We start from the raw sequence: 20,578 nt of genomic DNA, 5'->3' as shown, positions 1-20,578 counted from the left end.
TTTAGAAAGGGCGCAAACCCCGCACTTCGGCAAGGCGTGCGCGCACATTGTCATCAGAGCCGAATCCGTAACGCGCCCACGGCAGACTGTCCAGCCGCAGCGCCTCGGCTGCGACACTGCCGCCCTGCAGTTCCAGCGCCTCGGCCTTGAACATCATCAGGGTCGCCAGCAGGGCCGCGTTCTGGTGTTCCCGAGCCAGCGGTATGGCAAGGTCAGCCAGTTCGATCGTCGTCATCGCGTCACCGGCGGACAAGGCGAATGCAGCTTTTTGCACCGCGATATGGGCGGAATGGATCTGTGTGGCTTGCGATGCGCGATAAATTCTGTCCGCCGCCTCGAATGCGGCGAGCGCGGCACGGCTGTCGTTGCCGACCTCCAGCCGGCCCATGGCGTAATAGGCGAACCCCTCGCGCGGGCCGGTCCAGCCCAGCGTCTGACCGATCCGCACCGCACGGGCTGCGGCGGCGCGGCGGGTTGCAGGGCTGCTGCCTTCGGTCAGGGCGGTTTCCATTGCCCTGATCCAGTCGCGGGACGTGTCGGGGAAACTGGCGGTGCCACCCGACCCGCCACGCGGATTGAGGCGGGCGAGAATGGCAGGCAGTGCGGATGCGACCTGCGCGCGGGTCATGCCGGATCGCAGTTCGGGCGCATAGGTCACGCGCAGCATCAGCATGTCGAACCCGGTCAGAACAGCATGGATGTTGTCGTCGTTGAACACGGAATCGGGCAGACGATAGAGGTCATTCAGCGGCCCCAGAACCTGTGCCAATTCCTCGTGCAGGCAGTCGCGGATTTCCTGCGGTGCTGCATCAGCGGGTACAAAGATGGCAGCATGTTCGCGCTGCGTCAGTGTCGACCAGTCGACACGTCCACTGCTGCGGCTGGCCATGTATTCGTCCCAGTCGCGCACGCGCGGCACGACGAAACAAGCCGCCTTGGGCACAGCGCGTTGCAAGGTCCGCTGCGGGATGGCCTGTATCGTGATGCTGGCATCAGACGACTGGGTGGGCCGGATATCCAGATCCGCCTCTTGGCGCAGGCGCGACAGCAAGACATCCAGATCGGTGGCCAGCGTCGGGGCGGCACTGCCCAGCACACGCACTGTCAGCGGTCCTTCGAACCGGGTCATGGTGCTGATGGTCCGGCCGCTTTCCAGACGAAACGTCAGGTCCAGGAAATCCTGGGCCATTTCGGCATTCGAACGGGTGACGCGGACAGGCGAGGTATCGGCAAATCCCTGCATCGGCGGCAGGGCAGAGGTGGTGGCGGCGCGGGTGATGGTATCCACAGGCTGCACCGGTGCGCAGGATGCAGCAAAGGCAAGCGCCCAGACGGCAAAGGTCTGTCTCATGAGTGGCACCAGTGCTGGTGACGACTGGCGGATTTGGTCAAACATGGCGCACCGAGGTCTGATAGGTGGTCGCACGGCGTGCAGCGCCATGGGCAACCGACCGGAAAAACGGTCCTGATCACATCTGCTCTCCTCGGTTTGCGTCAGTACCGTCTGCCTGCGGACTGCGACCCCTTCTGGACCGGATTGCGACAAATTGACGGAATCAGGCGGGGGTCTGGCCAGTAGGTCAAAGCACCGCCGGGAATGCGAGGAAAAAGTGGTTCGACGTTCAAGGTTGCGGCAGGCGTTGCCGCCGTGCCGCAACCTATGCGGTCATCTACGACCGCGCGCCATAAAGGCGAGGCGTTCAAACAGGTGCACGTCCTGTTCGTTTTTCAACAGTGCGCCATGCAGTTTCGGCAGCGCATCGGCACCGTCTCGGGCCAGATCTTCGGGTGTCAGATCCTCGGCCAGCAGCAGTTTCAGCCAGTCCAGCACCTCTGACGTCGATGGCTTTTTCTTGAGGCCTGCCGTTTCGCGCAATTCGTAGAACTGGGTCAGCGCGGTGGTCAGCAACCGGTCCTTGATGCCGGGGTGGTGCACTTCGACGATGCGGCGCATCGTGTCCATGTCGGGAAACCGGATGTAGTGGAAAAAACAACGGCGCAGAAACGCGTCCGGCAGTTCCTTTTCGTTGTTCGAGGTAATGATGACGATGGGGCGCACGTCCGCCTTGATCGTCTCTCCGGTCTCATAGACGTGGAATTCCATCCGGTCGAGTTCCTGCAACAGGTCGTTGGGAAACTCGATATCGGCCTTGTCGATCTCGTCGATCAGCAGCACGACCTTTTCGCCTGCCGCGAACGCCTGCCACAATTTGCCGCGTTTGATGTAATTCCCGATGTCGTGAACACGCGCATCACCCAACTGGCTGTCGCGCAACCGGCTGACGGCATCGTATTCGTACAAACCTTGCTGCGCGCGCGTCGTTGATTTGATGTGCCATTCGATCATCGGCAGGCCCAGACCGGCGGCAACCTGCCGCGCAAGTTCGGTTTTTCCGGTGCCTGGCTCGCCTTTGACGAGTAGCGGACGTTCGAGCGTCACGGCGGCGTTGACGGCCATCGTCAGGTCGTCGGTGGCGATGTAGCTGTCAGATCCGGTGAATTGCATGGCGGTTCCCTATGGTCATTTCAGCCAAGGTTATGTGTGCATCGCGCCGGCCACAACCACATGGGCGTCCTTAAAAAACAAGTGACACCGCCAGGGCGAGCGGCTAAGTGATGCCCAGCCGACACGAAGGAGAGTCGAATGTCAGGAAACGACGCTATGACAATCGACAACTTGGAGGGGACCCCGATGAAAGCCGAAACATTTCTGCCAGATGACTATCGTCCGGCCGAAGATGAACCGTTCATGAACGAACGTCAGACAGAATATTTCCGCCGTAAGCTGCTCGACTGGAAGGCCGAGTTGCTGGAGGACACGCGCGACACCGTCGCCGGCATGAAGGACCAGACCCGCAACATCCCCGACGTGGCCGATCGTGCGTCCGAGGAAACCGACCGCAGCATCGAATTGCGCACCCGCGACCGTCAGCGCAAGCTGGTTGCGAAAATCGACGCCGCCCTGCGCCGCATCGACGATGGTGAATTCGGGTATTGCGCGATCACGGGCGATCCGATCAGCCTCAAACGTCTGGATGCGCGCCCCATCGCGACCATGACGCTCGAGGCGCAGGAACGGCACGAGCGTGGCGAACGGGTGCACCGCAAGGACTGACATGATTGCCAAACGCGACGTCGCCGTCATCGGCGGCGGCCCGGCAGGACTGACAACGGCGCTGGCCCTTGCGATGCAAGGGGCCAGCGTTCGTGTTTTTGAACAGGCCGAAACGCTGGGCGACATCGGCGCGGGGCTGCAGATCAGCCCCAATGGTGGGCGCGCGCTTGCGGCGCTGGGGCTGTCGGATGCGCTGGACCGGATCAGCCTGCCGTCAGAGGCGGTGGTGCCGACCAATGGTGTGACGGGACGGACCGTCACCCGGTTCGACCTGACGGGGCAGGTGCCGTGCTACCGCTTTGTCGCACGCCCCGACCTGATCGCCATGCTGGCCGAGGCCTGCCGTGCGCGCGGCGTGGAGCTGTGCCTTGGGACGCGGGCGGATGACCCACGTGCCGATCTGGTGGTGGGGGCCGACGGGATCAAATCGCAGGTGCGGGCGCGACTGAACGGCGCTGATGCGCCCGCGTTTTCGGGACAGGTGGCCTGGCGTGCCCTCGTGCAGGCCGAGGCACCGCCGCAGGCGCGGATATGGATGATGCCGGGCCGTCATGTGGTCACCTATCCGCTGCCCGGCAACCGTCTGAACATCGTGGCCGTGCAGGAACGCAACGACTGGGCCGCCGAAGGCTGGCACCACGCCGATACGCCGCAGGCCATGCGCGATGCCTTTGCCGATGCCTGTCCTGCCTTGCACGATATCCTCTGGGCGGTCGAAGTGCCCTTGCTGTGGGGGTTGTTCCGTCATCCCGTAGCGGCCCGGTGGCATGATGCATCCCATGTGCTGGTCGGCGATGCCGCTCATCCGACACTCCCGTTTCTGGCGCAGGGCGCCAATCTGGCGCTGGAGGACGCGGTCGTGCTGGCCCGCTGTGTGGCACGGCACGGGATCGCGGCTGGGCTACCGCGCTATCAGGCCTTGCGCGCGCCGCGTGTCACGCGTGCTATTGCTGCGGCGGATGCGAATGCGGTCAATTACCACCTGTCAGGCGTCACACAGCGCGCAGCACATCTGGGACTTGCCGCGCTGGGTCGGATGGCACCGGGCGCGTTCATCAACCGGCTGGACTGGCTCTATGGCTACGATCCTGCGGGTTAGGGCCAGTTGCGCGCGGTCTCGTCGGTTGCGCGTTCCAGAACGGTCAGGGTGCGATAATCCACACGGTAAACGTCGCGGCTGATCCTGAAATACACCCAGCCGTCGCGCGGCAGCGGCAGGCCGTAGTAGGCCGCGTTCATGACCATGGAATATTGTCCAGGTTCCAGCACGTCGCCGATATTCACCGGGGCCGGTTCTGGGGGTGGCGGCGTCACCTTGCGAATGGGTGCCGTCGCACAACCCGCACCGATTGCCGCCATGCGACACTGCGCTGTCGCCGTATCCGATATGAGGATAAAACCGAGGGCGAACAACACACTGCGGGGTGAAATGACTGTCACGCGGCCAGATCGACCCAGACGGGTACGTGGTCTGATGGTTTCTCGCGCGCGCGCAGATCCTTTTCGATCCAACAGTCCGACAGCAGGTCCGCGCATTGCGGCGTCAGCAGAAAATGGTCGATACGGATGCCGTCGTTCTTGTCAAACGCGCCTGCCTGATAATCCCAGAACGAATAATGTCCGCCGCCATGGGTGCGGGCGCGGAATGCCTCGGTGAACCCCAGGTTCTGCACGCGCCGCCAAGCCGCACGGCTGTCCAGCCGGAACAGCGCGTCATCGCGCCATGCCTTGGGACGGGCGGCATCCTCTGCCTGCGGGATGATGTTGTAGTCGCCCGCCATCAGCGCCGGCATCTCGGACGCCAGCAGGGCTTGCGCGCGGGCGCGCAGCCGTTCCATCCAGGCCAGTTTATAATCGTATTTCGGGCCGGGCGCGGGATTACCGTTGGGCAGATACAGCCCGCAGATCTTTACTGCCTTTTCGCCCACGACGGTGGCCTCGATCCAGCGGGCCTGTTCGTCCGTATCATCACCGGGCAGGCCGCGCGAAACATCCTCTAGCGGCAGTTTCGACAGGATCGCGACGCCGTTGAAACCCTTTTGCCCGTGTGTTTCGACGTTGTACCCAAGGTCCGCGATCAGGTCGCGTGGGAAACCCTCGTCAACGGATTTGATTTCCTGAAGGATGGCGACGTCGGGCGCACTGTCCTGCAACCAGTGCAGCAGACCGTCGATCCGCGCCTTGACGCCATTGATGTTGAATGTCGCGATTTTCATTGGTGTGCCTCTTTTGAGGCTAGGCTAAAAGCCCGGCCGCGCAGGCACAAGGGGTCAGCGGTCGTCGCGGACCTTGACCGGGATTGCATCGGGTTGATCGGCCGTCTGGCCTGCGGCCGCGGCGGCAGCAAGCCCGGCAAGGATCATCGCAATCAGGTAAATCATGACTCGTTCCTTTTTGTTCGGCTTCAGACTAGCAACGGTGCAAGACGAAAGAAAGTTCCAATTCGTCGCAGGTTTCAGATGGAAAAAGACGTACCGCAGCCGCAGGACGACGTGGCATTCGGGTTCTCGATGACAAATCGCGCGCCGATCAACTCTTCGGAAAAGTCGATGACCGCATCGGTCAAAAACGGCAGGGACACGGAATCGATCACTACGGTCTCGCCCCGGTCCGACAGTTTCAGGTCGTCCTCGCGTGGGTCATCCAAGGCAATTTCGTATTGAAAGCCCGAACATCCGCCACCTTCTACGGCGATGCGCAGGGCCTTGCCCTGTTCGGCGGCACCGATTTCAGCAAGCCGTTCAAACGCGCGGCTGGTCACTTTGGGGGGCAGGGTCAGCATATCATACCTATCGGTCTTGGCTTGTCTGAAATATAGGGAGGGCAGGCAACAGGCACAAGACGGGCAACATGGCGGCAAGATACGCGACCAATCCCGCGTCACCGCGCGGGCGACTTTATGCCGAAGAGGAAAGCGCGCATCGCTCTCCCTTTCAGCGCGACCGTGACCGGATCATTCATTCCAGCGCGTTCCGGCGGCTGAAACACAAGACGCAGGTGTTCATCGAACACGAGGGCGATTATTTCCGCACGCGCCTGACCCATTCGATCGAGGTCGCGCAGGTAGCGCGGACGGTCGCCGCGTCGCTGGACCTGAACGTCGAACTGACCGAGGCGATCGCGTTGGCCCATGATCTGGGGCACACGCCCTTTGGCCACACCGGCGAGGAGGCACTGGATCGTCTGATGCAGCCCTACGGGGGGTTCGATCACAACGCGCAGGCCTTGCGGATCGTGACCGACCTGGAACGGCACTACGCCGAATGGGACGGGCTGAACCTGACCTGGGAAACATTGGAAGGGATCGCCAAGCACAACGGTCCCGTCCCCCAGCCCTGGCCCTATGCGCTGGCCGCCTACAACACGCGGCACGATCTGGAACTGCACACCCACGCCGGACCAGAGGCGCAGGTCGCTGCCCTGTCGGACGATATCGCCTATAACAACCACGACCTGCACGATGGTTTGCGGGCAGAATTGTTCAGCACCGATGAACTGGCTGAACTTCCGGTGTTAAGCGACTGTTTTGCAAGGGTCGATGCGAAATATCCCGGTCTGAACTACTATCGCCGTAGGCACGAGGCCTTGCGTAGGTTCTTTGGCGTGCTGGTCGAGGACGTGATTGCCGTCAGCCGCAGGAACCTGACCGATCTGGACGCGCAGAACGTGGCAGAAGTGCGCCATGCGGGCCGCATGATGATCCAGTTCACGCCCGCCCTGTGGGAGGACCTCAAGGTAATCCGCGCATTCCTGTTCACCCGCATGTATCGTGCGCCCGCCGTGGTCGAAATGCGCCATGTGGTGACCAGCATGCTGGACGAACTCTTTGCCTATTATATCGACACGCCGACCGAACTGCCAAAGCAATGGCGCAAGGAAGTTGCCGAGGCAGAGGATCGTCAGACCTTGGCGCGGATCGTGGCGGACTATATCGCGGGTATGACGGATCGTTTTGCAATTCAGGAACACGAACGGCTGATTGGTGGCCGGGCTGTTCCGCCGGGGGTGATTGATGGCAATTGAAACAGCAGCCGGGGCGATGAACCCCGTGATCGCGATCGCCCTTGTGGGTGGTCTGGGTGTTGGCAGCCAGTGGCTGGCGTGGCGCATGCGGATGCCGGCCATCGTGTTGATGCTGCTGGCGGGCGTCATCATCGGGCCGGTATTGGGCGTGTTCGATCCTGCCCGTGATATCGGTCCGCTGATGGGGCCGATCATCGCCATCGCCGTTGCGATCATCCTGTTCGAAGGCGGCCTGACGCTGAACTTTCACCAGTTGCGCGATGCGGCCATCGGCGTGCGGCGTCTGGTGTTCGTGGGTGCCCCGGTGGGCTGGGTCGCGTCCGCGCTGACGCTGCACTATGCCGCAGGGCTGTCGTGGTCTTCGTCGTGGGTGTTTGGCGGTATCCTGATCGTGACGGGGCCAACCGTGATTGCACCATTGCTGCGCACCGCGCGCCTGTCGCGCAGGCCCGCGCAACTGCTGCAGTGGGAGGCGATCGTCAACGATCCCCTTGGCGCACTGGCCGCCGTGCTGGCGTTCGAGGTGGTGCTGGTGCTGAACACAGCCACCACCGTGGGTACAGCCGTGCTGGCGCTGATCTGGGGCATTGGTGCTGCCATCATTCTGGGTCTGGCGGGTGGTTTCGGCCTCGCTTGGGCGTTCCGCAACGGCCATGTGCCCGAATACATGAAGGTCAGCATCCTGTTCGCGCTGCTGCTGGGGATTTTCGGCATTTCCGACGCGATCCTGCACGAAAGCGGGCTGTTGGCCGTGACCGTCATGGGGATCGTGATCGCCAACGCGAACCTGCCCAGCTATGCCGAGCTGCGCCGTTTCAAGGAACATGCCACCATTCTGCTGGTGTCCGGGGTGTTCATCCTGCTGGCTGCCAATCTGGATTTTGCGCAGCTTGGTCAGCTATCGGGCAGGGCGGTCGTGTTCGTCCTGCTGATCATCCTCGTCGCGCGCCCGCTGACGGTATTCATATCGCTGATCGGGACGGGCCTGCCGTGGCAGGAAAAGGTGCTGGTGGCCTTTACCGGGCCGCGCGGCGTGGTGCTGGTCGCCGTGGCGGGGCTGTTTGCGGAACGGCTGATCTCTCTGGGGTTCGAGGACGCCAACCTGATTGCACCGCTGGCCTTTGTGCTGGTGGCGACCACCGTGGTTCTGCATGGATTCACGCTGAAACCGATGGCGCGCTGGCTGGGCCTTGCGGGGGCGGGTAACCCCGGTGTCATCATCGTCGGCGGCTCGGACTGGACGACCGCCTTTGCCGAGGCGCTGATCAAGGCGGATGTACCCGTTCTGATGACCGACCCGAACTTTGGCCATCTGCGGGCGGCGCGTTCAGCCGGGATCACCACCTATACCGGCGATATCCTGTCCGAAGGCGCCGAACAACGGCTTGAACTTGTCAGCTATGACAAGCTGTTGGCCGCGACCGACAACGATGCCTACAACACGCTCGTGGCCACAGACCTTGCGCCTGAATTCGGCCGGGAAAACGTGTTTCAGGTCGCACGGGTGAAAAACGACGGCGCGCGCCACACCTTGCCTGCGACGCTGGGTGGCAGGCCATTCGGCCATGCGGTGACCCATGATGAATGGAACAGCCTGATCCGGCAGGGTTGGACGTTCCGCGTGACCCGTCTGACCGAGGAATTCACCCTTCAGGAGTGGCGCGAGAAACGCCCGCGCTCGCATCTGGTGGGGCGCATCCTGCCGAATGGCGAATTCAAGCTGCTGCACGAGGATGAGGAAATCCGCGGTGTTCCGGATACCCGCCTGATCGCACTGCGCCCGCCCGAAACCACTGGATCGACCGTGCAACCGCCCGCCAGCGCCTAAGGGACGTTGACGCTGGGCGGCGGGGTGGTAAACCGCAAGCCGCACAAACCGAAAGACAGGTCCCATGAACATTTTCGCCGATATCCGCACCCTCGTCATCGACGCGCTTGCTGATCTGGTGCGAGACGGGGTGCTGCCTGACGGGTTGTCCACGGATGCGGTCACGGTCGAGCCGCCCCGCGATCCCGGCCACGGTGACATGGCGACCAACGCGGCCATGGTGCTGGCGAAACCCGCTGGCCTGAAACCGCGTGACATCGCTGATGCGCTGTCCGCGCGGCTGGTGGCCGATGACCGGATCGCCAGCGCCGATGTGGCAGGTCCGGGTTTCCTGAACCTGCGGCTGGACGCGGGCATCTGGCGCGGTGTGGTGATCGCGGCACTGACCGATCCCGGCTATGGTCGGTCAAAGATGGGCAATAACCAGCGCACGCTGGTCGAATACGTCAGCGCCAACCCCACCGGTCCACTGCACGTGGGTCACACTCGTGGCGCGGTCTTTGGCGACGCGCTGGCCAGCCTGCTGGACTACGCAGGCTATGATGTGACGCGCGAATACTACATCAACGACGGCGGCGCGCAGGTCGATGTCCTCGCGCGGTCGGTCTATCTGCGCTATCAAGAGGCGCACGACCTGAGCGTCGACTGGCCCGAAGGCACATACCCCGGCGACTATCTGATCGAGGTCGGTGAGGCGCTCAAGGCCAAGGTGGGCGATGCCTATCTGGACCAGCCAGAGTCCGTCTGGCTGGAAGAGGTGCGCAGCTTTGCCACCGATGCCATGATGGACCTGATCCGGGGTGATCTGGCGCTGCTGGGCATCGAGATGGACGTCTTTTTCTCGGAAAAATCGCTTTATGGTTCTGGCAAGATCGAAAAGGCCATCGAGCGGCTGGATGCGGCTGGCCTGATCTATCGCGGCACGCTGGAACCGCCCAAGGGCAAGATGCCCGACGATTGGGAACCCCGCGAACAGACGCTGTTCAAATCCACCGCCCACGGCGATGACGTGGACCGGCCCGTGCAGAAATCCGACGGGGCCTGGACCTATTTTGCGCCTGACATCGCCTATCACTATGACAAGGTCGAGCGCGGCTTTGATGCGCTGATCGACGTCTTTGGCGCCGATCACGGTGGCTACGTCAAACGGATGAAGGCCGCTGTCAGCGCGCTGTCCAACGGTCGCGTGCCGCTGGATATCAAGCTGACGCAGCTGGTGAAGCTGTATCAGAACGGCGAGCCGTTCAAGATGTCCAAGCGGGCAGGGACATTCATCACCCTGTCGGACGTGGTCGAACAGGTCGGCCCCGACGTGACCCGGTTCCACATGCTGACCCGCAAGAACGACGCGCCGCTGGATTTCGATTTCGCCAAGGTCACCGAACAATCCAAGGACAATCCGGTGTTCTACGTCCAATACGCCCATGCGCGGGTGAATTCGGTCCTGCGCAAGGCGCGTGAGGCAGAAATCACGGTGGATGATGCGACGCTTGCCGGGGCTGATCTGTCGGCGCTGTCCCATGCGGCGGAAACCGCTCTGGCAGCGAAGATCGCAGAATGGCCGCGTCTGGTTGAAATCGCGGCCCGGACGCATGAACCCCACCGGGTGGCGTTCTACCTCTATGATCTGGCCTCGGAAGTGCACGGACTTTGGAACGCCGGGAACACCGATACATCCTTGCGGTTCCTGCAGGATGGCGACAATGCCACATCGCAGGCAAAGATCGCCCTGATTCGTGCCGCGCAGGTTGTGATTGCGGCAGGCCTTGGTATCCTTGGCGTCACACCGGTCGAAGAAATGCGCTAAGCATTCGCGGCCCCGAGGCAGAGCAGCGGACCCGTCAGAGGTCCGGGACAAGAGGCAGTGATGGCAGTTTACGAAGATTTGGGCGCACCACAGGTGCGTGACGCGTCGCGCTACACGCAGATGGCGGGTGCCGCGTTGAGTCTGACGCTGATGATCGGTGTGGGTGTCTGGGGCACGCATTCGATCATGCGCGATGTATCGGGTGTTCCGGTGGTGCGCGCGGTCGAAGGCGAGATGCGCCGTGCCCCCGATCATGCAGGCGGTAACGTGGCAGACCACCGTGGCCTGTCGGTGAACGAAGTCGCAGCCCTGGGCGAGGCTGGCGGTCCCGAGGATCTGTTGCTGCTCGCCCCCAGTGGCACCGGCCTTGCAGCCGAGGATCTGGATGCGGAACCCATAGCACCGTCACTGGCCGCGACCGAGGTCGAGATCATTCCCGAGGACACGCAACAGGCGCAGGCCATGTCGGCTGACGATGTGCTGGCGCTGGCCGATCAGATTGCTGCCGGGGCTTCACCGCTGACCGCGCTGAGCGACGGTGAAACCGTGGACCCTGTCCTGACCGTCGATGGCGCAGAGCAGGCATCAGTCGCCCCTGTTGAACCAGTCGATCCCGTCGCTGCCGCCTTGGCCGAAGCGCTGGGTCTGGATACGACCGTTGTCGCCGGTGCATCCATGACGCAGGTCCTGCGTCCGATGCTGCGTCCTGGCACGCAGCAGGCCGCAGCCTCACCGCAGGCCACTGCCCCCGCAGAGGCGGTTCTGACACCCGTTGCCCTGACCACTGACACGATGCCCTTGCCCAGCGAGGCGCTGTTGACCGACGAACTGCCTGTCGGGACCAAGCTGGTGCAGCTCGGGGCCTTTCCATCGGCCGATGCGGCCAGTGCGGAATGGGACCGCCTGACGACGCGGTTCGTCGATTTCATGGCCGGAAAATCACGGGTGATCCAGCAGGCATCATCGGGCGGGGCCACGTTCTTTCGTCTGCGCGCCAGCGGCTTTGACGATCTGGCCGATGCGCGCCGGTTCTGTGCCACATTGGACGCGGCCCGTACGGCCTGCATTCCCGTCGTTGTCCGCTAACGCCACGATTCTGGGTCTGTCGGGCACGCGCCTGACAGACAATGAACGCGCCTTTTTCGCTGATGCGGACCCCTGGGGGTTCATTTTGTTCGCGCGGAACGTCGAAACGCCGGACCAGTTGCGCGCCCTGACCGCCGATTTGCGTGACACATTGGGCCGCAATGCACCGATCCTGATCGACCAGGAAGGCGGGCGGGTCCAGCGCCTGCGCGCGCCCCATTGGCGCGAATACCTGCCGGCATTGACCCAGATGGAACGTGCCAGTGATCCGATCCGCGCCCATTGGGTCCGCAACCGCCTGATCGCGCATGAATTGCATGACGTGGGGATCGACGTGAATTGCGCCCCGCTGGCCGATCTTGTCGAGGCGCAGACCCATCCGGTCCTACGCAACCGTCTGTCAGGGGAAACAGTCCCGCTTGTGACCGAATGCGCCCGTGTCTGCGCCGCGGCCTTTCTGGACGGGGGGGTGTTGCCGGTGTTGAAACATATCCCCGGCTACGGGCGTGCGGCTGTCGACAGCCACAAGTCGCTGCCGACGGTAACGGCACCACGGGTCGATGTGTTGGCGCGCGATTTTGCGCCTTTTGTTGCGCTGAACGATATCGCGATGGGCATGACGGCCCATATCGTCTTTGCCGATATTGACGCTGACCTGCCCGCCACAACCTCGCCCGTGATGATGCAGCTGATCCGTGACCAGATCGGATTTGGCGGATTGATCATGACTGACGACATCTCGATGGAGGCGCTGTCCGGCACCACGGCCGAACGATCTGCAGCGGCGATTGCGGCGGGGTGCGATATCGTGCTGCATTGCAATGGCGACCGCGCCGAGATGGAACAGGCCGTGACCGCAGCCGGGACGATGACGATCATGGCGCAGGCCCGCGCGGCCACTGCCTTGGGGCAGCGCCGTCCGCCCGTCAGCGTTGACATTGCGGCGCTTGCGGCGGAACTTGAGACGCTTTTGTCCTGAGGGTCGCCCCATGTCGCAAGACACCACGCCAGAAACCAGCGTTGCCGATCGTGTCGCCGCCGAGGCGCTGATCGTCGACGTCGACGGTTTTGAGGGGCCGCTGGACCTGTTGCTGACCCTGTCGCGCACGCAAAAGGTGGATCTGCGTGAAATATCGATCCTGGCGCTGGCACGGCAATATCTGGCCTTTGTCGAACGCGCACGACAGCTGCGGCTGGAACTGGCCGCTGATTATCTGGTCATGGCCGCATGGCTGGCGTTCCTGAAATCGCGCCTGCTGCTGCCACCCGACCCCGAAGAGGATGGCCCGTCAGGTGCGGAACTGGCGGCACATCTGGCCTTTCAGCTGGAACGGCTGGAGGCGATGCGCAAGGCATCCGCCCGGCTGATGGCGCGTGATCAATTGGGGCGGGATTTCTTTGCGCGCGGGATCACGCAGGATGTGACTCGCGTGCGGCGTGTGACCTATACGGCCACGCTGCTGGACCTGATGCAGGGCTATGCGCGGATCAGGACACGCGACGATTTCCGGCCCTTTGTGATGGACCGCGAAAACCTGATGACCATGGAAGACGCGCTGGGGTCCCTGCGCAAACTGATCGGATTTGCGGGCGACTGGACCGATATTGCCAGCTATCTGCCGCCGGGCTGGACCGATGATCCCCAGCGCAGGCGCACGGCGACCGCCGCCACCTTTGCCGCGTCGCTTGAACTGGTCAAGGAAGGGCGGCTGGAACTGCGCCAAAGCGAGACATTTGCCCCTATCCAACTGCGCGCGCGCGAGGGGCGGACATGACTGACGAACCGGGCCTGTTCAAGGCACCACCGATTGCCGAACAGGAACGCATGGTCGAGGCGCTGTTGTTCGCCACCGCCGATCCGATGACACCGGCCCAGCTGGCGGGCCGGATGCCGCATGGTTGCGATCCGGCATCGGCACTGGCAGGCCTGCGCAAACGCTATGACGGGCGCGGTGTCCAACTGGTGCGGGTGGGTGATGCATGGGCCATGCGCACGGCCCCCGATCTGGGCTACCTCATGAGCCACGAGGTGACCGAGTCCCGCAAACTGAGCCGCGCGGCCATCGAAACGCTGGCGATCATCGCCTATCACCAGCCCACAACCCGCGCCGAAATCGAGGAAATCCGCGGTGTGAGCGTGTCGCGCGGCACCATCGATCAGTTGATCGAACTGGATTGGGTGCGGCTGGGACGGCGTCGCATGACACCGGGCAGGCCGGTCACATTCATCGTGACACAGACCTTCCTCGATCATTTTGGACTGGAAAGCGCGCGTGATCTGCCGGGGCTCAAGGAACTGCGGTCCGCCGGATTGCTGGATAACCGCCCGCAGCCCGGAGCAGAACCCGAAGAAGACGACGGTCAGGAACAATTGTTCGGCGATTAGCGCCAGTCGGCAGCGGCAGGACGCCTGCGGCGGGCGAGTATTTCTGGCAAGATGATACGGCTGTCAGGTCCTGAAATGCTTGGACAGTTTCAGACCCTGGCCCTGGTAGTTTGATTTGATGTCCTGCCCGTAGAGCGCCTGCGGATGACTGGACATGTGTTCGTAGACCAGCCGACCCACGGTTTGTCCGTGTTCCAGCACGAAGGGTGCCTCGTGGCAGCGTACCTCGAGCACGCCGCGCGATCCTGTGCCGCCGGCGGCGGCCCAGCCGAAACCGGGGTCGAAAAACCCTGCGTAATGGACCCGGAATTCACCGACCATCGCGATATAGGGGGCCATTTCGGCCGCCTGCATCGGGGGAATGGCAATGGATTCGCGGCTGACGAGGATATAGAACGCCCCGGGGTCGAGGATGATCCAGCCACTGTCGGTATGGACTTCTTCCCAGTAGTCGCGCGGATCATAATGCGCGAGACGCGACAGATCGACGACGCCGGTATGCGGTTTGGCCCGGTAGCCAACGCGGGTGCCGCTGTCGGGGCGCAGATCGACGGAAAACCCCAGGCCGTCCGAAATCACGGGGTCGCAGTCCACGATCGGCGATGCGGCATGGAGCGCGCGCAGATCGTCGTCCGACATCCGTGTCTGGCCGTTGCGGAAAATGATCTGGTTCAGCATTTGCCCGGGCTGCGCCACCACCGAAAAGCTGCGTGGGCAGATTTCAACATAAAGCGGGCCGTCATATCCCGCAGGCACGCGGTCGAATTCGGTCCCCCGGTCGGTGATGATCCGGGTCAACAGGTCCAGCCGCCCGATCGAGGATTTGGCACTGGCCGCGGCCGTCATGCCGGCCGGCAATGACAGCGATTCCCGCAATGGCACGACATAGACACAGCCTTTTTCCAGCACCGCGCCGCCGGTCAGTGGCACCTCGTGCATGGTGAAATCCGCAAGGCGGTCCGCGACGCTGCGGGTCTTGCCCGGCAGGAAGGACGCGCGCACACGGTAGGCCACGTCACCGAGGCGCAGATCCAGTGATGCAGGTTGTATCTGTCCGGTTTCGAACGCGGGGGCCTGCACATGCCCCGCATCGATCAGGGCCCTGATTTGATGATCCGCCAGAACGCCAGTGTCGAAATCAGTCATGGTCACCCCCATAGCAAAACGCCCGCCGCTAGAGCGGGCGGGCGATTTGTTGGTCGGGCTAGCAGGACTCGAACCTGCGACCTTCCGTCCCCCAGACGGACGCGCTACCAGGCTGCGCTATAGCCCGACTGAGCGCTTAATTACCCGAATGGCGGTCGAGGGCAAGGATCGTTTTCGCTGTTCTGCGGATTTATTGCGTGACCGTCATCCGGCGGTGCAGATCATCCAGTCGGGTCAACAAGGGGGCCAGCCGTTGGGGATGCGCGATACCGGTCCGGGCTGCCCGCGCTGCAAGTCCCAGCACGCGCGGGCCGGGATCCGGACGCGCCGCGACAGTCATGGGCAGGCGCGTCGTCGCCTGTCGCGGCAAGGCCACGACATTGGCCTGCGCGGATGCGGGTGCCGCGCTATCGGTCTGCCGTAGGTCATCCGGTGGAGACGTATATGTTGACGGTTTTTCGTGCGACGGATGGGGTGGGGCGGTGTCATGATCGATCACGTTCGCGCCGTCATCCAGGTCGATCAGACTGTCGGAATAGAGCTTGCTGACAGATTTGATTCCCAGTTCGCGCAGGGTTTTCTGTGCGGCCTTGATCGTCATGCCCTGTTCGTGCAGCAGGATCTTGATTCCGCCGAGCAAAGCAAGGTCGTCGGGACGGTAATACCGACGACCGCCCGCGCGTTTGACGGGTTTGACCTGGGTGAATTTGCTTTCCCAGAACCGCAGGACGTGGGTCGGCGTATCCAACGCCTCAGCCACTTCGCTGATGGTGCGAAACGCGTCGGGGGCCTTGGCCATGCGATCAGGCCTTGTTTCCGGCCGCGACCTTTTCCTTCATCAGGTGGCTGGGACGAAACGTCAGCACCCGACGCGGATGAATGGGCACTTCTTCGCCAGTTTTGGGGTTGCGGCCCACGCGGGCCGCCTTGTCCCGGCAACTGAATGTGCCAAAGGACGAAATCTTGACCTGTTCGCCTGCGACCAGCGCGTCGGAAATATGCGTCAGCACGCTTTCCACCAGATCGGCGCTTTCGTTGCGCGACAGACCGACCTGTTCGTGGACCGCATCGGACAAATCCATGCGCGTCAGAGTCTTGTCAGACATTTTTCTTCCCCCGAAGCATTCGGCAAAACTTTAAGTAGAGTTCCGCGCAAGTCAACCTTGTGCAGACGCAAGCGCAAAGAATCGCTACCAGCGCAAGATGACCGATCCCCAGGCAAGCCCGCCACCGATCGCCTCGGTCACAAGAAGATCGCCGGGTTTGATCTGGCCGCGCTGTTTACCGACCGACAGCGCCAGTGGAATGGACGCAGCAGAGGTGTTGCCATGATCCTGCACGGTGACAACGACGCGGTCCATGCCGACGCCCAGTCGTTTCGCGGTGGACTGGATGATGCGGATGTTTGCCTGGTGCGGCACGACCCAGTCGACATCGTCGGCACCAAGGCCGACCTTTTCCAGTGCCGTATGGGCTGTCTTGGCCAGCTTTTCGACGGCATGGCGGAACACTTCCTTGCCTTCCATGCGGAGCTGACCGGTGTTTTGCGTGGCGACACCGCCATCGACATACAGCAGATCGCGATAACGCCCGTCCGAGTTCAGGTCGGTCGCCAGAATGCCACGGTCGTCGGTCGTGCCCTGTCCATCCTCGGCCCGCAGCACCAGCGCACCGGCCCCGTCACCGAACAGCACGCAGGTGCTGCGGTCGGTCCAGTCCATGATCCGGCTGAATGTCTCGGCGCCGATCACCAATGCGGTAGTGGCCTGACCCGACTGGATCAATGCATCGGCATTGGCCAATGCAAACACGAAACCCGCGCAGACGGCCTGCACGTCAAAGGCAAATCCGCGCGTCATGCCCAGTTTGTTCTGCACCATCGTTGCAGCCGACGGGAACGTCATGTCGGCGGTCGATGTCGCCACGATGATCAGGTCGATGTCGTCAGCGGTCATGCCGGCATCATCCAGCGCCGCCTGTGCCGCAAAGGCTGCCAGATCCGACGTAGCCTGATCGTCAGCCGCGAAATGGCGGCGTTCGATGCCGGACCGTTCCCGGATCCAGGCGTCGGATGTATCGAGTGTTGCCTCGAAATGGCTGTTTTCAACCACCCGGTCAGGCAGGTAGTGGCCGACACCTTGAACAACGGCGCGTCGTGTCATGTGTCGGATCCTTTCGTGTCGTCATGGGGCAGGGCGGCGGCCAGACGTGCGGCCAGACGGTCCGAGAATCCCTGATCGGCCAGCCTGTGCGCCAGTGTGATCGCCGCGGCGACCCCGGTGGCATCGGCGGACCCGTGGCTCTTGATCACTGTTTTCGTCAGGCCCAGAAAAACGCCGCCGTTGACGCGGCGTGGATCGACCTTGCGCTTTAACTGACGCAATGCCCCACGGGCGAGCAGCGCCCCCAGGATCGAGAACGGAGTCTTGCGCAGGTTTTCACGCAGCAGATCCGAAATCAGGTTGGCGATTCCCTCGCCTGTTTTCAGCGCGACATTGCCGGTAAAACCGTCCGTCACGATCACGTCGCAAACATCGCCGGGCAGATCGCCGCCTTCGACGAAACCGGTATAATCGAATTCGCCCGCGGCAGCGGTCGCCGCGATCAGCTCGTGCGCGACCTTCAGTTCAGCCCGGCCCTTGTGCTCCTCCGTGCCGACGTTCAGCAGACCGACCCGCGGCTGTGCCAGGTCAAAGGCATTGCGCGCGTAGGATGCGCCCATCAGCGCATAGGTCAGCAGGTCGTCCTGATCAGCGCGGATATCGGCACCTGCATCCAGCATCACGTTGAACCCCTGCGGGTTCCGCGATGGCCACAGGCAGGCAATGGCCGGGCGGTTCACGCCGTCGATCTTGCGCAGGCGCAGCATCGACATGGCCATCAGCCCGCCGGTGTTGCCGCAGCTGACGACGACGCCCGCCTCGTCGTTGCGTACGGCGTCGATAGCGGACCACATCGAGGTCTGTTTGCCCCGGCGCACCACCTGGCTGGGCTTGTCGTGCATGGTGACGACATCGGGTGCATCGCGCAGGGTGACCTGACCCGCCAGCCCGTGGGTTGCCAGCAGGGGGCGCAATTCATCCGCGCGTCCGTGCAACAAAACAGGAGTTCCGGGGTGCACCTTTAGAAAAAGTGCAAGGCCTGCAACGACAGTTGCAGGCCCATTATCGCCGCCCATGGCGTCGATGGATAACACGCGGGTTGCGTCGTCTGCGGTCGTGACGGTGTCCGTCGCTACCATGCGAGCCCCCTACAACGCTGCTTAAGCGGCGTCTTCGTCCAGGTCGATGTCGGCAGTGACCACTTCTTTGGTCGCATAGTGACCGCAGGACGGGCAGATGTGGTGCGGGCGCTTCAGCTCACCGCAGTTATCACATTCGTTGGGGTTAGCCGCCGACAGCGAATCGTGCGCACGACGATTGTTGCGGCGGGACTTGGAGACTTTATTCTGCTGGACGGCCATGGCGCACCCTATTTTACGTTGGGGGGCCGTGACGTGGCCCGGTGTTCGAATGATTTGCGCGGTCCTAGGACATTCACGCTGCCCTGTCGAGGGGGCACAGATAAGGCCGCCTACATACTGCGAAATGACGCCAGTGCAACCGATATATGTGGTTTTTCGGACCTATTCCCCGTTGTCCTGACCCTTGGCCAGTTTGTCACGCAGCGCACCCAGCCCTGCAAAGGGTTTGGTATCCTCGTCCGTCAATGGCGTCACACCGTCCTCGGCGACCAGCACCTGACCCACCTCTGCCCCTGGCGCACGGGGAAAGGGCGGCAGTGCCAGGCTCAATTCCTCGATCATCAGGGCGGCCACGTCGATCGACTGCGGCAACGGCTCGACGGTGTCATCCTCGGGCATCTCGGTTTCGGCCCCTTCGGGATAGGCGAAATCGGCGGCGTATGTGCGCGATACATCCTCATCCAGCCGGGTCGTGACAGGGGCGAGCGTGGCGACGCAGGCCTGTACGACCGTCGCACCAAGGTGGGCGGTCAATCGCCAATCCGTCTGGCCCAAGGGCGCAATCTGTCCCGCAAACGTCAGCTTTTTCACGCCGATGATATCCAGCGACGTCGCAATGGCCTCTCGCTGCGCTGGCGTTGGCGTCACCTCAAAGCTGGTGGCGCTGCGGTTGCGCAGATCCGACAAGCGCATGATCTGGACGGGCAGGGCGGGATCTGACGACATGAGGGCATCCATTCTTGGCAAGTGCGGCTGGCTTCGTTAAGGGGAATACAAGGGCGCACTGCGCCAACGCAAGGGGGCGGGACATGACCAAGACGACCACGCAACGCAAGGGTTTCATGCTGATTGCAGGGGCCTGTATGGCCCTGTCGGCGGCCTGTAGCCCCATCGTGCGCAATCATGGCTATATCCCCGTGCCAGAGGATCTGGCGCTGCTCAGCGTCGGGCAATCCACGCGCGCCGAAGTGATCGAAACCGTGGGTCCCCCCGTGACGGGCGGTGTCACCAGCGACGATGCGCTCTATTATGTCCAAAGCCGCTTTGTCACCCGCGGGGCGGCGGCCCCGGTCGAAACCGACCGGCAGGTGTTGGCGATCAGTTTCACCCCCAATGGCACGCTGGAAAATATCGAACGTTTCGGGCTGGAGGATGGTCGCGTGGTCACGCTGTCGCGCGAAGTCACGTCAGACAACGTGCGCGACAGCACGTTCCTGCGTCAGTTGATGGGTAGTGTCGGTCGTGTGACGGCCTCTGATTTGATCAGCCAGCCCGGACAATAAGCGTCACACCCGCCGCGGCCTGTGCCGCGACGGGTGGCGATGTCAGTCGGCGTCCGGCTCGAACGTCATTGCGACGCCATTCATGCAGTAGCGCAGGCCGGTCGGTGCCGGACCATCGGGAAACACGTGCCCCAGATGCCCTTCGCAGCGGGCGCAATGCACCTCTGTACGGCGCATGAACAGGCTGCGGTCCTCGCGTTCGCCCACGGCGTCGGGGTCGATCGGGGCATAGAATGATGGCCAGCCCGTGCCGGATTCGAATTTCGTGTCCTGTTCGAACAGCGCATTGCCGCAGGCCTTGCAGCGGAATGTTCCCGCATCCTTGGGAAAGTCGTCGTGTGTGCCGGCGCGTTCCGTCCCATGCTTGCGCATGACCTTGAAGGCCTCGGGGCTCAGTTCCTGCTTCCACTCGGCGTCTGATTTGATGATCTTGTCCATCGT

The 20,578-nt window shown here is 62.9% G+C and carries 23 protein-coding genes and 1 tRNA gene; 10 read left to right on the top strand and 14 right to left on the bottom strand.

Features of this window, described 5'->3' with window-relative positions:
• Position 1: 1 nt before the first annotated feature.
• Positions 2–1,351 (bottom strand): DUF2927 domain-containing protein, encoded by a 1,350-nt coding sequence (locus BMX27_RS09195; RefSeq protein ID WP_090159530.1) that lies wholly within the window; start codon positions 1,349–1,351, stop codon positions 2–4.
• Positions 1,352–1,666: 315 nt separating this feature from the next.
• Positions 1,667–2,506 (bottom strand): AAA family ATPase, encoded by an 840-nt coding sequence (locus BMX27_RS09190; RefSeq protein ID WP_090159529.1) that lies wholly within the window; start codon positions 2,504–2,506, stop codon positions 1,667–1,669.
• A 186-nt stretch (positions 2,507–2,692) separates the two neighbouring features.
• Between BMX27_RS09190 and dksA the strand changes: the two genes are divergently transcribed.
• Positions 2,693–3,115, top strand: a complete 423-nt coding sequence (dksA, locus tag BMX27_RS09185) for an RNA polymerase-binding protein DksA (RefSeq protein ID WP_090159661.1) — start codon at positions 2,693–2,695, stop codon at positions 3,113–3,115.
• Position 3,116: 1 nt separating this feature from the next.
• On the top strand, positions 3,117–4,214 hold the full coding sequence (locus BMX27_RS09180; RefSeq protein ID WP_090159528.1) for an FAD-dependent oxidoreductase: 1,098 nt from the start codon (positions 3,117–3,119) through the stop codon (positions 4,212–4,214).
• On the opposite strand, the gene BMX27_RS09175 is transcribed toward BMX27_RS09180, so the two are convergent.
• The 3 genes from BMX27_RS09175 to BMX27_RS09165 all read right to left on the bottom strand — a co-directional run bounded on the left by BMX27_RS09175 (position 4,211) and on the right by BMX27_RS09165 (position 5,894).
• Positions 4,211–4,474 (bottom strand): hypothetical protein, encoded by a 264-nt coding sequence (locus BMX27_RS09175; RefSeq protein ID WP_090159527.1) that lies wholly within the window; start codon positions 4,472–4,474, stop codon positions 4,211–4,213. The genes BMX27_RS09180 and BMX27_RS09175 overlap by 4 nt on opposite strands.
• Positions 4,475–4,551: 77 nt before the next feature.
• A complete protein-coding gene (gene xth, locus BMX27_RS09170; protein ID WP_090159526.1) occupies positions 4,552–5,331 on the bottom strand; it encodes an exodeoxyribonuclease III in 780 nt (259 codons plus the stop codon).
• 239 nt (positions 5,332–5,570) lie between these two features.
• Positions 5,571–5,894, bottom strand: a complete 324-nt coding sequence (locus tag BMX27_RS09165) for a HesB/IscA family protein (protein ID WP_090159660.1) — start codon at positions 5,892–5,894, stop codon at positions 5,571–5,573.
• Between the two features lie 71 nt (positions 5,895–5,965).
• Here BMX27_RS09165 and BMX27_RS09160 point away from each other — a divergent pair, with 71 nt between their 5' ends.
• The 7 genes from BMX27_RS09160 (at position 5,966) to scpB (ending at position 14,245) form a co-directional block, all read left to right on the top strand.
• Positions 5,966–7,138, top strand: a complete 1,173-nt coding sequence (locus BMX27_RS09160) for a deoxyguanosinetriphosphate triphosphohydrolase (protein WP_090159525.1) — start codon at positions 5,966–5,968, stop codon at positions 7,136–7,138.
• On the top strand, positions 7,128–8,966 hold the full coding sequence (locus BMX27_RS09155; RefSeq protein ID WP_090159524.1) for a cation:proton antiporter: 1,839 nt from the start codon (positions 7,128–7,130) through the stop codon (positions 8,964–8,966). The genes BMX27_RS09160 and BMX27_RS09155 overlap by 11 nt, the downstream gene beginning before the upstream one ends.
• A 64-nt stretch (positions 8,967–9,030) precedes the next feature.
• Positions 9,031–10,773 carry an arginine--tRNA ligase gene (gene argS / locus BMX27_RS09150; RefSeq protein ID WP_090159523.1) on the top strand — a complete coding sequence of 581 codons (1,743 nt, stop codon included), beginning with the start codon at positions 9,031–9,033 and terminating at the stop codon, positions 10,771–10,773.
• 60 nt (positions 10,774–10,833) lie between these two features.
• On the top strand, positions 10,834–11,859 hold the full coding sequence (locus BMX27_RS09145; RefSeq protein WP_090159522.1) for an SPOR domain-containing protein: 1,026 nt from the start codon (positions 10,834–10,836) through the stop codon (positions 11,857–11,859).
• Positions 11,792–12,838, top strand: a complete 1,047-nt coding sequence (locus BMX27_RS09140; protein ID WP_090159521.1) for a glycoside hydrolase family 3 N-terminal domain-containing protein — start codon at positions 11,792–11,794, stop codon at positions 12,836–12,838. The genes BMX27_RS09145 and BMX27_RS09140 overlap by 68 nt, the downstream gene beginning before the upstream one ends.
• 10 nt (positions 12,839–12,848) lie before the next feature.
• The gene (locus tag BMX27_RS09135; protein WP_090159520.1) at positions 12,849–13,634 is read left to right on the top strand and encodes a segregation and condensation protein A; all 786 of its coding nucleotides are present in this window, start codon (positions 12,849–12,851) and stop codon (positions 13,632–13,634) included.
• Positions 13,631–14,245 (top strand): SMC-Scp complex subunit ScpB, encoded by a 615-nt coding sequence (gene scpB / locus BMX27_RS09130; RefSeq protein WP_090159519.1) that lies wholly within the window; start codon positions 13,631–13,633, stop codon positions 14,243–14,245. The genes BMX27_RS09135 and scpB overlap by 4 nt, the downstream gene beginning before the upstream one ends.
• Before the next feature lie 63 nt (positions 14,246–14,308).
• Here the strand turns inward: scpB and BMX27_RS09125 are convergent, their stop codons facing one another.
• The 8 genes from BMX27_RS09125 to BMX27_RS09090 all read right to left on the bottom strand — a co-directional run bounded on the left by BMX27_RS09125 (position 14,309) and on the right by BMX27_RS09090 (position 19,580).
• Positions 14,309–15,391, bottom strand: coding sequence for a 2'-deoxycytidine 5'-triphosphate deaminase (locus BMX27_RS09125; RefSeq protein WP_226747113.1), 1,083 nt, complete (start codon positions 15,389–15,391; stop codon positions 14,309–14,311).
• 50 nt (positions 15,392–15,441) lie between these two features.
• A tRNA-Pro gene (locus tag BMX27_RS09120) sits at positions 15,442–15,518 on the bottom strand.
• Positions 15,519–15,581: 63 nt separating this feature from the next.
• Positions 15,582–16,190, bottom strand: a complete 609-nt coding sequence (locus tag BMX27_RS09115) for a MerR family transcriptional regulator (protein ID WP_090159517.1) — start codon at positions 16,188–16,190, stop codon at positions 15,582–15,584.
• Positions 16,191–16,194: 4 nt separating this feature from the next.
• Positions 16,195–16,497, bottom strand: coding sequence for an integration host factor subunit alpha (gene ihfA, locus BMX27_RS09110; protein ID WP_083484339.1), 303 nt, complete (start codon positions 16,495–16,497; stop codon positions 16,195–16,197).
• An 84-nt stretch (positions 16,498–16,581) separates the two neighbouring features.
• Entirely contained in the window at positions 16,582–17,553 is a 972-nt protein-coding gene (locus BMX27_RS09105; protein WP_090159516.1) for a beta-ketoacyl-ACP synthase III, read from the bottom strand.
• A complete protein-coding gene (gene plsX, locus BMX27_RS09100; RefSeq protein WP_090159515.1) occupies positions 17,550–18,632 on the bottom strand; it encodes a phosphate acyltransferase PlsX in 1,083 nt (360 codons plus the stop codon). The genes BMX27_RS09105 and plsX overlap by 4 nt, the downstream gene beginning before the upstream one ends.
• Before the next feature lie 21 nt (positions 18,633–18,653).
• Positions 18,654–18,854, bottom strand: a complete 201-nt coding sequence (gene rpmF / locus BMX27_RS09095) for a 50S ribosomal protein L32 (RefSeq protein ID WP_056034425.1) — start codon at positions 18,852–18,854, stop codon at positions 18,654–18,656.
• A 162-nt stretch (positions 18,855–19,016) separates the two neighbouring features.
• A complete protein-coding gene (locus BMX27_RS09090) occupies positions 19,017–19,580 on the bottom strand; it encodes a YceD family protein (RefSeq protein WP_256212448.1) in 564 nt (187 codons plus the stop codon).
• A gap of 83 nt (positions 19,581–19,663) precedes the next feature.
• On the opposite strand from BMX27_RS09090, the gene BMX27_RS09085 reads away from it, so the two are divergent.
• Entirely contained in the window at positions 19,664–20,137 is a 474-nt protein-coding gene (locus BMX27_RS09085; RefSeq protein WP_090159513.1) for an outer membrane protein assembly factor BamE, read from the top strand.
• Positions 20,138–20,179: 42 nt separating this feature from the next.
• Here the strand turns inward: BMX27_RS09085 and msrB are convergent, their stop codons facing one another.
• Positions 20,180–20,575, bottom strand: a complete 396-nt coding sequence (msrB, locus tag BMX27_RS09080; protein ID WP_090159512.1) for a peptide-methionine (R)-S-oxide reductase MsrB — start codon at positions 20,573–20,575, stop codon at positions 20,180–20,182.
• Between the last annotated feature and the right edge of the window lie 3 nt (positions 20,576–20,578).

This window comes from Loktanella sp. DSM 29012, from assembly GCF_900110705.1.
Taxonomy (GTDB): domain Bacteria; phylum Pseudomonadota; class Alphaproteobacteria; order Rhodobacterales; family Rhodobacteraceae; genus Loktanella; species Loktanella gaetbuli.
The sequence above is the reverse complement of the archived record's forward strand: the minus strand, read 5'-3'. Positions and strand labels throughout refer to the sequence as shown.